General features: G+C 67.0%; 11 protein-coding genes. 6 read left to right on the top strand and 5 right to left on the bottom strand.

Translation table 11 applies throughout. The features are described from left to right. Window positions 1-4 precede the first annotated feature (4 nt). From HWW87_RS27475 to flgL, 5 genes are all read left to right on the top strand, one after another. A complete protein-coding gene (locus tag HWW87_RS27475) occupies window positions 5-1,183 on the top strand; it encodes a flagellar basal body P-ring protein FlgI (RefSeq protein ID WP_279608052.1) in 1,179 nt (392 codons plus the stop codon). Then, window positions 1,184-2,176 (top strand): flagellar assembly peptidoglycan hydrolase FlgJ, encoded by a 993-nt coding sequence (gene flgJ / locus HWW87_RS27470; protein WP_175822951.1) that lies wholly within the window; start codon window positions 1,184-1,186, stop codon window positions 2,174-2,176. 219 nt (window positions 2,177-2,395) lie between these two features. Continuing rightward, on the top strand, window positions 2,396-3,151 hold the full coding sequence (locus HWW87_RS27465) for a flagellar brake protein (RefSeq protein WP_174390310.1): 756 nt from the start codon (window positions 2,396-2,398) through the stop codon (window positions 3,149-3,151). Window positions 3,152-3,344: 193 nt separating this feature from the next. Next, a complete protein-coding gene (gene flgK, locus HWW87_RS27460; protein WP_175822950.1) occupies window positions 3,345-5,276 on the top strand; it encodes a flagellar hook-associated protein FlgK in 1,932 nt (643 codons plus the stop codon). Window positions 5,277-5,293: 17 nt separating this feature from the next. Further along, a complete protein-coding gene (gene flgL, locus HWW87_RS27455; RefSeq protein ID WP_175822949.1) occupies window positions 5,294-6,529 on the top strand; it encodes a flagellar hook-associated protein FlgL in 1,236 nt (411 codons plus the stop codon). 87 nt (window positions 6,530-6,616) lie between these two features. Here flgL and HWW87_RS27450 read toward each other — a convergent pair whose 3' ends face one another. The 4 genes from HWW87_RS27450 to HWW87_RS27435 form a co-directional block, all read right to left on the bottom strand. Next, a complete protein-coding gene (locus HWW87_RS27450; protein WP_175822948.1) occupies window positions 6,617-7,786 on the bottom strand; it encodes an MFS transporter in 1,170 nt (389 codons plus the stop codon). Further along, complete coding sequence (locus HWW87_RS27445; protein ID WP_175822947.1) at window positions 7,783-9,009, bottom strand: ATP-grasp domain-containing protein; 1,227 nt, start codon at window positions 9,007-9,009, stop codon at window positions 7,783-7,785. The genes HWW87_RS27450 and HWW87_RS27445 overlap by 4 nt, the downstream gene beginning before the upstream one ends. A gap of 64 nt (window positions 9,010-9,073) precedes the next feature. Beyond that, window positions 9,074-10,222, bottom strand: a complete 1,149-nt coding sequence (locus HWW87_RS27440; protein WP_175822946.1) for a cysteine desulfurase family protein — start codon at window positions 10,220-10,222, stop codon at window positions 9,074-9,076. After that, on the bottom strand, window positions 10,219-11,244 hold the full coding sequence (locus tag HWW87_RS27435) for a hypothetical protein (RefSeq protein ID WP_175822945.1): 1,026 nt from the start codon (window positions 11,242-11,244) through the stop codon (window positions 10,219-10,221). The genes HWW87_RS27440 and HWW87_RS27435 overlap by 4 nt, the downstream gene beginning before the upstream one ends. A gap of 335 nt (window positions 11,245-11,579) precedes the next feature. On the opposite strand from HWW87_RS27435, the gene HWW87_RS27430 reads away from it, so the two are divergent. After that, window positions 11,580-12,887, top strand: coding sequence for a solute carrier family 23 protein (locus tag HWW87_RS27430; protein ID WP_175822944.1), 1,308 nt, complete (start codon window positions 11,580-11,582; stop codon window positions 12,885-12,887). A gap of 49 nt (window positions 12,888-12,936) precedes the next feature. Here HWW87_RS27430 and HWW87_RS27425 read toward each other — a convergent pair whose 3' ends face one another. Then, complete coding sequence (locus HWW87_RS27425) at window positions 12,937-13,524, bottom strand: hypothetical protein (protein ID WP_175822943.1); 588 nt, start codon at window positions 13,522-13,524, stop codon at window positions 12,937-12,939. Window positions 13,525-13,590: the final 66 nt, after the last annotated feature.

The following is a 13,590-nucleotide window of genomic DNA, read 5'->3' as shown; positions in this document are numbered from 1 at the left end:
GACGATGCGCAAGCCCCTTTCCCACCGTCTATCGTTGCGTGCGCATGCAATCGTGCGGCTCGCCGCCATGCTGGCGCTCGCCGCCTGCGCGTTCGGCACGGCGCCCGCGCATGCGGAACGCCTGAAGGATCTCGCGCAGATCCAGGGCGTGCGCGACAACCCGCTGATCGGCTATGGCCTCGTCGTCGGTCTCGACGGCACGGGCGACCAGACGATGCAGACGCCGTTTACGACGCAGACGCTCGCGAACATGCTCGCGAACCTCGGCATCTCGATCAACAACGGTTCGGCCAACGGCGGCCCGTCGTCGCTGAACAACATGCAACTGAAGAACGTCGCGGCCGTAATGGTGACGGCCACGCTGCCGCCGTTCGCACGGCCCGGCGAGGCGCTCGACGTGACCGTGTCGTCGCTCGGCAACGCGAAGAGCCTGCGCGGCGGCACGCTGCTGCTCACGCCGCTGAAGGGCGCGGACGGGCAGGTGTACGCGCTCGCGCAGGGCAACATGGCGGTCGGCGGCGCGGGCGCCAGCGCGAACGGCAGCCGCGTGCAGGTGAACCAGCTCGCGGCCGGCCGCATCGTCGGCGGCGCAATCGTCGAGCGCGCGGTGCCGAACGCGATCGCGCAGATGAACGGCGTGCTGCAACTGCAACTGAACGACATGGACTACGGCACCGCGCAGCGCATCGTGTCCGCGGTCAACTCGAGCTTCGGCCCGGGCACCGCGACGGCGCTCGACGGCCGCACGATCCAGCTCGCGGCGCCGGCCGACTCCGCGCAGCAGGTCGCGTTCATGGCGCGGTTGCAGAACCTCGACGTGAGCCCGGACAAGGCCGCCGCGAAGGTGATCCTGAACGCGCGCACCGGCTCGATCGTGATGAACCAGATGGTCACGCTGCAAAGCTGCGCGGTCGCGCACGGCAACCTGTCGGTGGTCGTCAACACGCAGCCGGTGGTGTCGCAGCCGGGGCCGTTCTCGAACGGGCAGACGGTGGTCGCGCAGCAGTCGCAGATCCAGCTGAAGCAGGACAACGGCGCGCTGAAGATGGTGACGGCCGGCGCGAATCTCGCCGACGTCGTGAAGGCGCTGAACACGCTCGGCGCGACGCCCGCGGACCTGATGTCGATCCTGCAGGCGATGAAGGCGGCCGGCGCGCTGCGCGCCGACCTGGAGGTGATCTAAATGGCGGCGAATCTTCCGAACGCAAACGACCTCACGCAGCGCTTCGCGCTCGACGTGCAGGGTTTCGATGCGCTGCGCGCGCAGGCGAAGCAGTCGCCGCAGGCCGGTGCGAAGGCGGTGGCCGGCCAGTTCGACGCGATGTTCACGCAGATGATGCTCAAGAGCATGCGCGACGCGTCGCCCGACGGCGGCCTGTTCGATTCGCATACGTCGAAGATGTACACGTCGATGCTCGACCAGCAGCTCGCGCAGCAGATGTCGACGCGCGGGATCGGCGTCGCCGACGCGCTGATGAAGCAGTTGCTGCGCAATGCGGGCGGCGGCGCGGGCGGCGACACGGCGGCCGACGTCGGTGCGGGCGGCATGGGCGGCATGGGTGCAGGCGGCCTTGGCACGGCCGGCAACGAAGGCAGTCTCGCCGCGATGAACGCGATGGCGAAGGCCTACGCGAACGCGGCGAACAACGGCGGGCTCGCCGGCGCGCGCGGCTATTCGGCCGGCAGCGCGCTGACGCCGCCGCTGAAGGGCGCGAGCGGCGTGCAGGACGCGGACGCGTTCGTCGACCGGCTCGCGGCCCCCGCGCAGGCGGCCAGTGCGACGACCGGCATCCCGGCGCGTTTCATCGTCGGCCAGGCCGCGCTCGAATCGGGCTGGGGCAAGCGCGAGATCCGCGCGGCCGACGGCTCGAGCAGCTACAACGTGTTCGGCATCAAGGCGAACAAGGGCTGGACCGGCCGCACCGTATCGGCGCTGACCACCGAATACGTGAACGGCGCGCCGCGCCGCGTGGTCGCGAAGTTCCGCGCGTACGACTCGTACGAGCACGCGATGACCGATTACGCGAACCTGCTGAAGAACAACCCGCGCTACGCGGGCGTGCTGAGCGCGAGCCGCAGCGTCGAAGGCTTCGCGCACGGCATGCAGAAGGCCGGCTACGCAACTGACCCGAATTACGCGAAGAAGCTGATCTCGATCATGCAGCAGATCGGCTGACAGGCCCCCGCCCGCCACCGGTTCCCCCCTTCGGACCGCGCCCGGCACCCCGCCGCGCGCGGTTTCAACGTTTGCGCGAAATAAATCGCCGTTTCGATCTAAACTTTCGGTCAGCACTGCCGCTAAGTGTGAGAGACCTGCGACCGGGCCCCCGTTCTGGCCCGGTTTTATTGCGCACCGGTTGCCCCGGGCGCCCATGACAAGAAAGACCGGCTAGCCATGAATATCGAAACGTCGACGGACCCCAGCCTGGATGCAGGCCACTCCGGGCCCGACTATGCCCGCCGCAATCCGCTGGAAATCGGCGTGCAGCTGCGCAACCTGGTGAATCGCGGCGATTTCCTGACCGTCCAGTACCCGGGCGGCCAGCTCGTCACGCGTCTGCTCGAGGTCGACGTCGGCGCGCGGACGTTCACGTTCGACTGGGGCGCGCTGTCCGAGCAGAACGCCGGCATCCTCGGCGCGTCGCACTGCACGTTCGCGGCCGCGCCGGAGGGCGTGCGGGTCGAATTCACCACGGGCACGCCGCGCGAGACGCGCTACGAGGGGCTGCCCGCGTTCGTCGCCGATTTCCCCGACGTGCTGGTCTGCATCCAGCGCCGCGAGTATTTCCGCGTCGATGCGCCGATCGTCGATCCGTTCCTGTGCCGCGGCAAGCTGCCGGACGGCGAAGGCTTCCTGTTCGAGGTGCACAACCTGTCGCTCGGCGGCGTGGGGCTGCGCACGGCCGACGAGCGCGTCGAGGCGCTCGAGGTCGGCACTCTGCTGCCGGACGTCGAGCTCGAGCTGACCGGCCACGGCAAGCTGTCGCTCGACCTGCAACTGGTGTCGCAGCGTTCGACGCAGCTGCCGAACGGGTCGCGGCGCTACCAGCTCGGCTTCCGCTACATGTCGCTGCCGGGCAGCGCGGAGAACACGTTGCAGCGGCTGATCACGCAGCTCGAAATGAAACGCCGCTCGCTCGCGCGGGCCTGACGCGCACCCGGCGGGAGGCCCCGGACGGGCCACCCGCACAGCGCCGCCGGCGCACCCGCCGGCCGCTTCGAACGGCGACGCACGCCCGTGCGCCGCGCGTGCATTTTTTCCTCAATTTTTTCGATCCGCGGCCGTTATACCGGGAGTCACGCAACCCGGCGGCCGCAGCGCGGCCGGCTCATCAGGATCGCGCATGTCCAACACACTCATGAACCTCGGCGTCAGCGGCCTGAATGCCGCGCTCTGGGGCCTCACGACGACCGGCCAGAACATCAGCAACGCGGCGACGCCGGGCTATTCGGTCGAACGCCCCGTCTATGCCGAGGCGAGCGGGCAGTACACCAGCAGCGGCTACATGCCGCAGGGCGTGAACACCGTCACCGTGCAGCGGCAGTACAGCCAGTACCTGAGCGACCAACTGAACGGCGCGCAGACGCAGGGCGGCGCGCTGTCGACGTGGTACTCGCTCGTCACGCAGCTGAACAACTACATCGGCAGCCCGACGGCCGGCATCTCGACCGCGATCTCGAGCTACTTCACCGGGATGCAGAACGTCGCGAACAGCGCGGCCGATTCGTCGGTGCGGCAGACCGCGATGAGCAATGCGCAGACGCTCGCGAACCAGATCACGGCGGCCGGCCAGCAGTACGACGCGCTGCGCCAGAGCGTGAACACGCAGCTCACCAGCACCGTCACGCAGATCAACGCGTACACCGCGCAGATCGCGCAACTGAACCAGCAGATCGCATCGGCGAGCAGCCAGGGCCAGCCGCCGAACCAGCTGATGGACCAGCGCGACCTCGCGGTGTCGAACCTGTCGAACCTCGCGGGCGTGCAGGTCGTGCGCAACAGCGACGGCTACAGCGTGTTCATGTCGGGCGGCACGCCGCTCGTCGTCGCGGACAAGAGCTACCAGCTCGCGACCGTCACGTCGCCGTCCGATCCGAGCGAACTGACCGTCGTGTCGCAGGGCATCGCCGGCGCGAACCCGCAGGGGCCGAACCAGTTCCTGTCCGACGCGTCGCTGTCGGGCGGCACGCTCGGCGGCCTGCTCGCGTTCCGCAGCCAGACGCTCGACCCGGCCCAGGCCCAGCTCGGCGCGATCGCGACCAGCTTCGCCGCGCAGGTCAACGCGCAGAACGCGCTCGGCATCGACCTGTCGGGCAAGGTGGGCGGCAACCTGTTCTCGACCGGCGCGCCGATCACCTACGCGAACCAGGGCAATACCGGCAACGCGGCGCTGTCCGTGTCGTTCGCGAACGCATCGCAGCCGACCACCGGCGACTACACGCTGGGGTACGACGGCACGAACTACACGCTGACCGATCGTGCGAGCGGCACGGTGGTCGGCACGTCGACGTCGATGCCGGCGTCGATCGGCGGGCTGAACTTCTCGTTCTCGTCCGGCTCGATGAGCGCCGGCGACAAGTTCACCGTGCAGCCGACGCGCGGCGCGCTGAACGGCTTCGGCCTCGCGACGTCGAACGGCTCCGCGATCGCGGCAGCCGCGCCGTACGTGCCGTCGGCCACGACGACCAACACCGGCAACGGCACGATCGGCGGGCTGTCGGTCACGAGCGCGACGGCCGCGGCCAACGCGCACAACTACACGATCACGATGGGCGGCACCACGGCCGCGCCGACCTACACGGTCACCGACAACGCGGCCGTGCCGCCGACGACGAGCGCCGCGCAGCCGTACCAGTCCGGCTCGCCGATCACGCTGACGGCGGGCGTCACGGTGACGGTGTCGGGCACGCCGGCGGTGGGCGACACGTTCAAGATCGCGCCGAACACGGGCGGCACGAACGACGGCAGCAACGCGCTCGCGCTGTCTAAGCTCGTCAACTCGAAATCGTTCGGCAATGGCTCGACCACGCTGACGGGCGCGTACGCGAACTACGTGAACGGCATCGGCAACACGGCGAGCCAACTGAAGTCGTCGAGCGCCGCGCAGACCGCGCTGGTCGGCCAGATCACGCAGGCGCAGCAGTCGGTGTCGGGCGTGAACCAGAACGAGGAAGCGGCCAACCTGATGCAGTACCAGCAGCTCTACCAGGCGAACGCGAAGGTGATCCAGACGGCGTCGACGCTGTTCCAGACCGTGCTCGGCCTGTTCAACTGATTTCGGGGTTCGAAGCGATGCGGATTTCCACAGCCCAGTTCTACCAGATGAACGTCGCCCAGATGAGCGACCAGCAGGCGCAGCTCTCGCAGCTGTACCAGCAGATTTCGAGCGGCGTGAGCCTCGCGACGGCGGCCGACAACCCGCTCGGCGCGGCGCAGGCCGTGCAGCTGTCGATGACGTCGGCGACGCTGTCGCAGTACGCGTCGAACCAGAACGCCGCGCTGTCGTCGCTGCAGAAGGAAGACCAGACGCTCATCAGCGTCAACAACCTGCTGAACAGCATTCACACGGTCGTGATCCAGGCCGGCGACGGCTCGTTGTCGGACAGCGATCGTTCGGCACTGTCGACGCAACTGCAGGGTTATCGCGACCAGCTGCTGACGCTTGCGAACTCGACGGACGGCGCGGGCAACTACCTGTTCGCTGGCTTCAAGACGGCCACGGCGCCGTTCTCGAACGCACCAGGCGGCGGCGTGACCTACAGCGGCGACACCGGATCGCGCGAGGTGCAGATCGCCGACACGCGCGCGATCGCACAGGGCGACAACGGCGCGAACGTGTTCCTGTCGGTGCCGATGCTCGGCAGCCAGCCGGTGCCGCTCGCCGGCACGGGCAACACGGGCACGGGCACGATCGGCGGGGTGACGATCACGAGCCCGTCGGCCGCGTCCAACGCGCACCAGTTCACGATCGCGTTCGGCGGCACGGCCGCCGCGCCGACCTACACGGTGACCGACAACACCGTCGTGCCGCCGTCCACGACCACCGCGCAACCGTATTCGGACGGCGCCGGGATCGCGCTCGGCAACGGCCTGTCGGTGCCCGTGTCGGGCAAGCCGGCGCCGGGCGACACGTTCACGGTCACGCCCGCGCCGCAGGCCGGCACCGACGTGTTCGCGGCGCTCGACACGATGATCGCCTCGCTGAAGGTGCCGATCAGCAGCAACACGACGGCCGCGACCGCGCTCGCGAACGCGATGACCACCGGCACGACGAAGCTGAACAACATGATGACGAACGTGCTCACCGTGCAGGCGTCGGTCGGCGGTCGCGAGCAGGAAATCAAGGCGATGCAGGCCGTGAACCAGACCAACACGCTGCAGGTCAGCAGCAACCTGGCCGACCTGACGAGCACCAACATGGTCGCGACGATCAGCCAGTTCCTGCAGATACAGAACGCGCTGACGGGCTCGCAGAAGGCCTACGCGCAGTTGCAGAACCTGTCGCTGTTCCAGTACATCAATCCGTGATACACGACGCGCCGGCTGCGATGTGAGCGCACGCTTACTTCGCGCCGCGCGCCGGCCGGTCGAGTGCCTGCCCACGCGGCTGTTGTATCAGGCCGCGCGAGAGGAAGTCGACAGCACGCGACTTTCAGTGGCGTTGATTTCGGCCGCACGGACCTTGACCTTGCGCGTCGTCGTCAGGGTTGCGATCGTCAGCATCGCGGCCGCCACGATGCAGATGGTGCGCGGCTGCGGACATGCCCAAAGCAGCGCTTGCGCGCCGGCCTCCCCGAATGCGCCTGCGACCCAGATGAAGCCGAAGTAGCGGCTGCGCGCATGCGCGGGCGCGTGTTCGGAAACCAGATGGTAGAGCACCGGGATCGACAGGAGTTCGCCGATGCTCAACACGGCAATGCCCGCACCGACGATCCAGCCGGAGGGTGCTGCTCCCACCAGTGCGACGCCGGCAGCGGTCAACGCGAGTCCGGCCGACACACTGGACCACGAGATACCGGTCCTTGCCGGGCGGCGCAGCGTCCATAGGTACGCGAGCAGGACCGTGGCCGAATTCACGCCCAGCCAGACGTTGCCTTGCGTGCGCCACTCGAGTTCGGCCGCAATCAGGGGGGCGCTGGAAAAGATCATCGTGTAGCACGCCCAGATCGCGCAGAACAGGATGAACACCCTCAGGAAGATCGGGTCGTGCAGCGGTGCGAACCAGGACCCGGATCGATGCGGTGCCGACATCGCGCGCGATCCTGCCGGGGACGCGAGTACGGTCGCCAGCGCGACGCCAGCCGGAAGCAGAAGCCACAGACAGGCATTGCCGAAGGCAGGCCACAGGAGTAGCGGGCCGGCCAACGCCCCGACGTTGATCAACAGATAGTGCGTGGAAAAAGCCCGGCTGCCGGCCGGGCCTGATACCTGGCTCAGCATCGAATAGATGACCGGATTCAGCATCCCGCCACCGATTCCGACCAGTGCGCCCGCGCAGAACAGCGCCTGCGACGAGGTGGCCTGACACAGTGCCGCCAGCCCGAGCGCCTGCAGCAGCGAGCCGAACGCGAGCGTCGAGCGTTTCGAATACCGGTCCGCGAGGAATCCACCGAGCAAAGGGAAGAGCCGGTAGCAGAAGATCTGGATCACGAAGAACAGCGCGAGCCCCGAATCATCCAGCCAGCCTGCCTGCCACGCGGAAATGGGTTTGTTCGGCGCAATCGAGAAGAACAGGAGCTTGTCGAGCGCGTGAAAGGCGAGCAGCGTCAGCAGCGGTCGATTCATGGTGCGATCCTGACGACGACATCGCGCAGCACCGTCTGCACCCGGTCGGCCGCGATGTCGGCCGTGTCACCGGTCACGATAACGAATGCGATCCGGTCCCCGGAGCTTTCGGGTGGGCGAATGCGGTCCCCCGGTTTCTTTTCCAGCCCGCAATGGACGATGTAGTCGCGCCGCGTGACGTCGTCCCAACCGTCGAGCGCTTCCAGTACCCCTTCGCGCGGGGCAACGACGAATCCCACGGCCGCCGCCGTGTTGCGAGCGGGGGGCGTTGTATCGGAATCACCCAGCAGCGCTCGGAGATGGAGCTTGAAAAGATCGATGCCAGTCGCGAGCGGGACCAGGTGCGTCGTGATGTGATCGCCACCTGGGCGCGGGTTGGTCTCGATAATGCGGGGGCCGGTCGAAGTCCAGCGCAACTCGATGTGAAATACGCCGGTATCCAGGCCGAGCGCCTGCGTCGCGGAGCGGGCCGCGTCGAGCAGCGCCTGGCGTTGCTGCGCGGGGAGGCGCGCGGGGAATACGTGACCGGTCTCGACAAAGGACGGCGGTGACGTCACCCATTTCTCCGTTACGCCGGCAAACCGAACGGCTCCGTCGACCAGCGCCAGTTCGACGCTGAACTCGCGACCGTCCGCGAACGCCTCGAGCAAATACTCGGTACGGCGTGCCAGGCCGAACATGCCGAAGTCCGTTTGCTGCAACTGCCGATACGCAGGTTCGAGCGCGGTCTCGTCTCGCAGCAGCGTGACCCCCTTGCTCGACGCGGCGCTGGTCGGCTTGATCACGAGCGGGTAGCCGATTCGGGCGGCCGCGGCTTGCGCATCGTCCAGGGTCGCAACCAGCGCGTAGTCGAGCGACGGCGCCCCCGCTTGCCGATATGCGTGCCTCGCGAGATCCTTGTGCACGCCGCTTTCGGCCGCGACCGGCGGGACGCCGCGTAACCCCAGCATGGATGCCAGTTTCGCGGCCGTCACGGTGACGAACTGATTGCCGGCGACCACGGCCGCGATGGTCGACAGCAGGCCCACCTCTTCCAGCGCGTGCTTGACGGCTTGCGCGTCGTTCACCGGACACACCAGCACGCCACGTACCTGCTCGCGATACTTGTGCTGCTCCGGGTGCGTCGCGTCGCTGGTTACCACCCAGCATTCCAGACCGAGCGCACGGGCAGCCTGAATGTAACCGAGGCCGAAGAAACACGGCTCGATGATGAGAATCTTCATGGGTTTGCTCCTGTCGTGGAGCGCGCGCCCGCTGCCGTTCGCGCACGCTCTGGATTACCGGCGGTCAGGCGTCGCTGTGCGCGCGGCAGATTTCGACGATGTGCGTCGCGAGCTCGTCGATGTCCTGCATGGTGTGGTTCGGCGAAAAGGAAATGCGAATCAGGCAGTTGAGGTGCTCGGGCGGCACGCGCATCGCCGACAGCACCCGGGACGGCTCCAGTGATTGGCTGCTGCACGCGGACCCTTGCGAAACGCAATATCCCGATGCCGCCAGATCTGCGATCATTTGCCGTGACGGCACGCCAGGAAAGGCCAGCGCCAGGATGTAGGGTGACGCGTCTGCCGCGGGAACCAGCCGCTTGAAGGCGATATCGGCTCGGGTCAGCCCGTCGGTCAGGCGTGTGCCGAGCGCGCCGACGTGCGCGAGCTTGTCGGCGGGGGCGCGCGTTGCTTCCCGGAGTGCGGCGCCGAGCAAGCCGATGCCGAACACGTTCTCGGTGCCGGGGCGGTAAGTTTGTTCCTGGGCGCCCCCGTACATGAGCGGCGCGAGCTTGAATCGACCATTCAGGTAGAAGCCGCCAACTCCCTTGTCGGCGCCGATCTTGTGGCCGGACATGAACAGGGCGTCAACGACGTCCAGGTCGATCTGCCAGTTCAGCTTGGCGAAATGCTGCACTGCGTCGCACACGACCAGGATGTCGGGATCGGCGTGTTTGACGGCGCGCGCGACTTCATTGACGGGCTGGATGGCGCCCGTTTCGTTGTTGACGGCCATCAGGCAGAGCATCGCCGTGCGCGCGTTGATCGCCGCGTCGACATGCGCCCTCGTGACGACGCCGTCACGGTTCACCGGCAGTTCGCGGATGGTATACCCATGCTTCTTCATGGACATGGCCGTCTGATACACGGCGGGATGCTCGATCGCCGACACGACGATCTCCGAACGGGCGCTTTCCTTGCGGCGCAGCGTCGACAGATATCCCTGGATCAGCAGATTGGCGGATTCGGTGGCGCCTGACGTGAAATAGATATGTTCGGCGCGACATCCGAGATAGGCGGCGATCCGGTTACGGGTGTCGCCGATGATGCGGCGAGCCTGCTCGCCCGCGCCGTGCGCGCTGGACGGATTGCCGGGCCCGTAGCTAGATAGCGTATCGAGCCAGGCCTTGGCGGAGACCTCCATGGATGCAGCGTGATCGAAGTATTTGTTCATGCTGACGTGTCCTCCGGGTTTTTTCGTTCCACATACGGCTCCATATGGCTGAAGACGTCCCGTAACTTCAGTGCGCTCGCAAACCTGGCCCATGACATGTCCGATCGTTTCAAGCGGGACGAGTCGAGCAGCGAGATTTCCGGGTTTCGCGAGATTTCGGGAAATACGATCTGCAGGAAGGTTCGCGACATGTCGCGGCTGACCGCATTGGCCGCGATCACGCCGCGCAGGATTTTTTCGCCGATATGCGGATCATCACTGCGTGAATAGATGCAGATGTGGTCGCCGGATTCGTCGTAATTGAGCAGCAATCCGCCATAGGTAGCCGGGCAGAGGATGCCGGAGCTCTTTTCGTACAGGTTGATGAAGCCGCTTCTCAGGAGACGGGTCATGGGCCTCGCGATAATGTCTTCCTCGCGATCGAAACACCCCGGGTTTCTCCAGTCGGCACTTTCGTAATAGGCGTCTTCGTTCGCGCATTCGGTCAGAAACGGCGTGCTGATGGCCAGGCGGTCGCCGTCGACACTCGACAGCAGCAGGCTTCCGGATTCCCGGTAAAAGACTTCGGACGACCCGCTGCGCGATGCCGCGGTTTTGAATTTCTTCAATGCTCCGGAAAAACGATTGCTGTTTCTCGTCTGCAGGGTCACGACTGTCTGATCAAATTCGTCCCGTGAAAGCCGATGCAGATATTCGGACGGCAAAATCGCGGACCAGCGCCGCTCTGCAATGGCGGATGCCAGCTCCGCGCGTCCCTTGCCGTCGCCGAGCAGACGCGAGGTATCGGACAGGCACAGGCTGAGCGTCGCCTCGCGGCCTTCGGACGCCAGCCGGCGGCGCAGTGCGACGCCGAGTTCAAATGTCTGCAAGATCGACGCGCTGGGCCCTCCGCGACCACCAAACGAGAAACCCTGGTGGTCGCGGCGCACTGAAACGTGGCCGCAGTCGATTACGACGCGCTTTCTCAGGGCGGAAATCGATTGTTCGATTTCGTCCCATCGCGATATTTCCTCGAGTATCAATTCCTGTCTCTCCAGTTTTTTATTGGCATCCGAATGCGTCCGCTTTCCGGGGTTCCGGAAGAAGCGGACTGCACGCACTGATGCGGGCTTTCTCGTGTTGAGCTACTGTTGGCGCTCGATGAATCAGTGCCGCCACGCTCGCAGCGGGGCAGTCCAGACACTTTAGGACGGGCGGCCCCGGCCGTGAATTGGACGAGTTCGAATCTGCATGGCTGCCGTTCGGCTGCCGCGTGCGCGCTCGCCGCTTGCCAGCCCCATTCCCGCTCCGTAAACTCGCGCCAGATTCCAGACCGGCGCATCCTTGGCAGCCGGCGACCGACAGGAGCGCTTTCCCCATGTCCGATTCCTACTTCCCGCGCTGGCGGGTCCAATCGACCGGCGCGACCGCGCGCGTGGTCGGCCCCGACGAGCGCCTCGCGTGGCCGCAGATGGTCGCGATGGGCGTGCAGCACGTCGTCGCGATGTTCGGTTCGACCGTGCTCGCGCCGCTGCTGATGGGCTTCGACCCGAACCTGTGCATCTTCATGTCGGGCATCGGCACGCTGCTGTTCTTCGTGCTGGTGGGCGGGCGCGTGCCGAGCTATCTCGGCTCGAGCTTCGCGTTCATCGGCCTCGTGATCGCGGTGACGGGCTACGGCGGCAGCGGCCCGAACCCGAACATTCCGGTCGCGCTCGGCGGGATCGTCGCGTGCGGCGTCGTGTACGTGGCGCTCGGCGCGCTGGTGCAGGCGATCGGCACGCGCTGGATCGAGACGCTGATGCCGCCGGTCGTGACCGGCGCAGTGGTCGCGGTGATCGGGCTGAACCTCGCGCCGATCGCGGTCAAGGGCGTGTCGGGCTCGACCTTCGAATCGGTGATGGCGCTCGTCACGGTGCTGTGCGTCGGCGGTGTCGCGGTGTTCGCACGCGGGATGATGCAGCGCCTCCTGATCCTCGTCGGGCTCGTGATCGCGTACGTGATCTACGCGATCGCGACCAACGGAATGGGCCTCGGCAAGCCGATCGATTTCGCGATCGTCGCGCAGGCCGCGTGGTTCGGCGTGCCGGGCTTCCGCGCGCCGGTGTTCGATCCGCACGCGATGCTGATGCTCGCGCCGATCGCGGTGATCCTGGTCGCGGAGAACCTCGGCCACATCAAGGCCGTCAGCGCGATGACGGGCACCAACCTCGACCGCTACGTCGGCCGCGCGTTCATCGGCGACGGGCTCGCGACGATCGTGTCGGGCAGCGTCGGCGGCACGGGCGTGACCACTTACGCGGAGAACATCGGCGTGATGGCCGTCACGCGAATCTATTCGACGCTGGTGTTCGCGGTCGCCGCGCTGATCGCGATCGGGCTCGGCTTCTCGCCGAAGTTCGGCGCGGTGATCCAGACGATCCCGGGCCCCGTGCTCGGCGGCGTGTCGATCGTGGTGTTCGGGCTGATCGCGGTGACGGGCGCGCGAATCTGGGTCGTCAACAAGGTCGACTTCTCCGACAACCGCAACCTGATCGTCGCGGCGGTCACGCTGGTGCTCGGCGCCGGCGACTTCTCGCTGAAGATCGGCGGCTTCGGGCTCGGCGGGATCGGCACCGCGACGTTCGGCGCGATCATCCTGTACGCGATCCTGCGCAAGGAGAAGGAACCGGGGCCGGTGGTGTGAGCGGCGCCGTGGCGCATGGCCGCGGGAACGGGAACGGGCAGGGCGGACATCACGGGTTCGGCTGCACCGAAAACGTGAGCGGCCACGCAAAGGTCCCGTCCTTCGCCTTCGGCGCGAACACGAAACGATAGGTCAGCGTGAAGGTCGTGTTCAGCGCCGTATAGGGCACGACGATCGTGCCGCCCGTCGCCGGCAGCACGACCTTGCCGCCGAATCCGCTGATCTCGATCGAACTGAACAGCGCCTGGCTGGCGGCGGCCACCTGCACCCGCACCGTGTACCCGGCCCGGTCGTTGGTCTGGATCGCGAGCGTCGTCCCCGTGGTGTTGTTGACGTTCGGCACGGCCACGTAGCCGGTGCTCGTGTCCTTGTTCGCGATCATGAGCTTGGCCGGATAGGCCGCCTTGAGCCGCGCATACGCCTGCACCGTCGCACCGACCTGCACCGACCGGCTGGCCTGTTTCGCAGCGCTCGGGCCGGGCGCCGCGCCGAGCAGTGCGATCGATAGCGCGGCGATGGCCGCAAGCAGCCCGCGCGCGCGGCGGGCGGTCCGCTGCGGGGCGACAGACGCCGCGCGGGTCGGCCCGCGGCGGCCGCACCGTGCTGCGGCGGCGCTCGCTGTCTCGGTTCGATTCATGGTATGCCCCCGTTGTCCAAGTCCGTGATGGCGATCGACGGCGGTACGTGCCACGCACCGCTGCCA

Source organism: Burkholderia sp. BCC0419, assembly GCF_902830285.1.
Taxonomy (GTDB): Bacteria; Pseudomonadota; Gammaproteobacteria; order Burkholderiales; family Burkholderiaceae; genus Burkholderia.
This window is presented reverse-complemented; position numbering and strand designations above follow the sequence as displayed.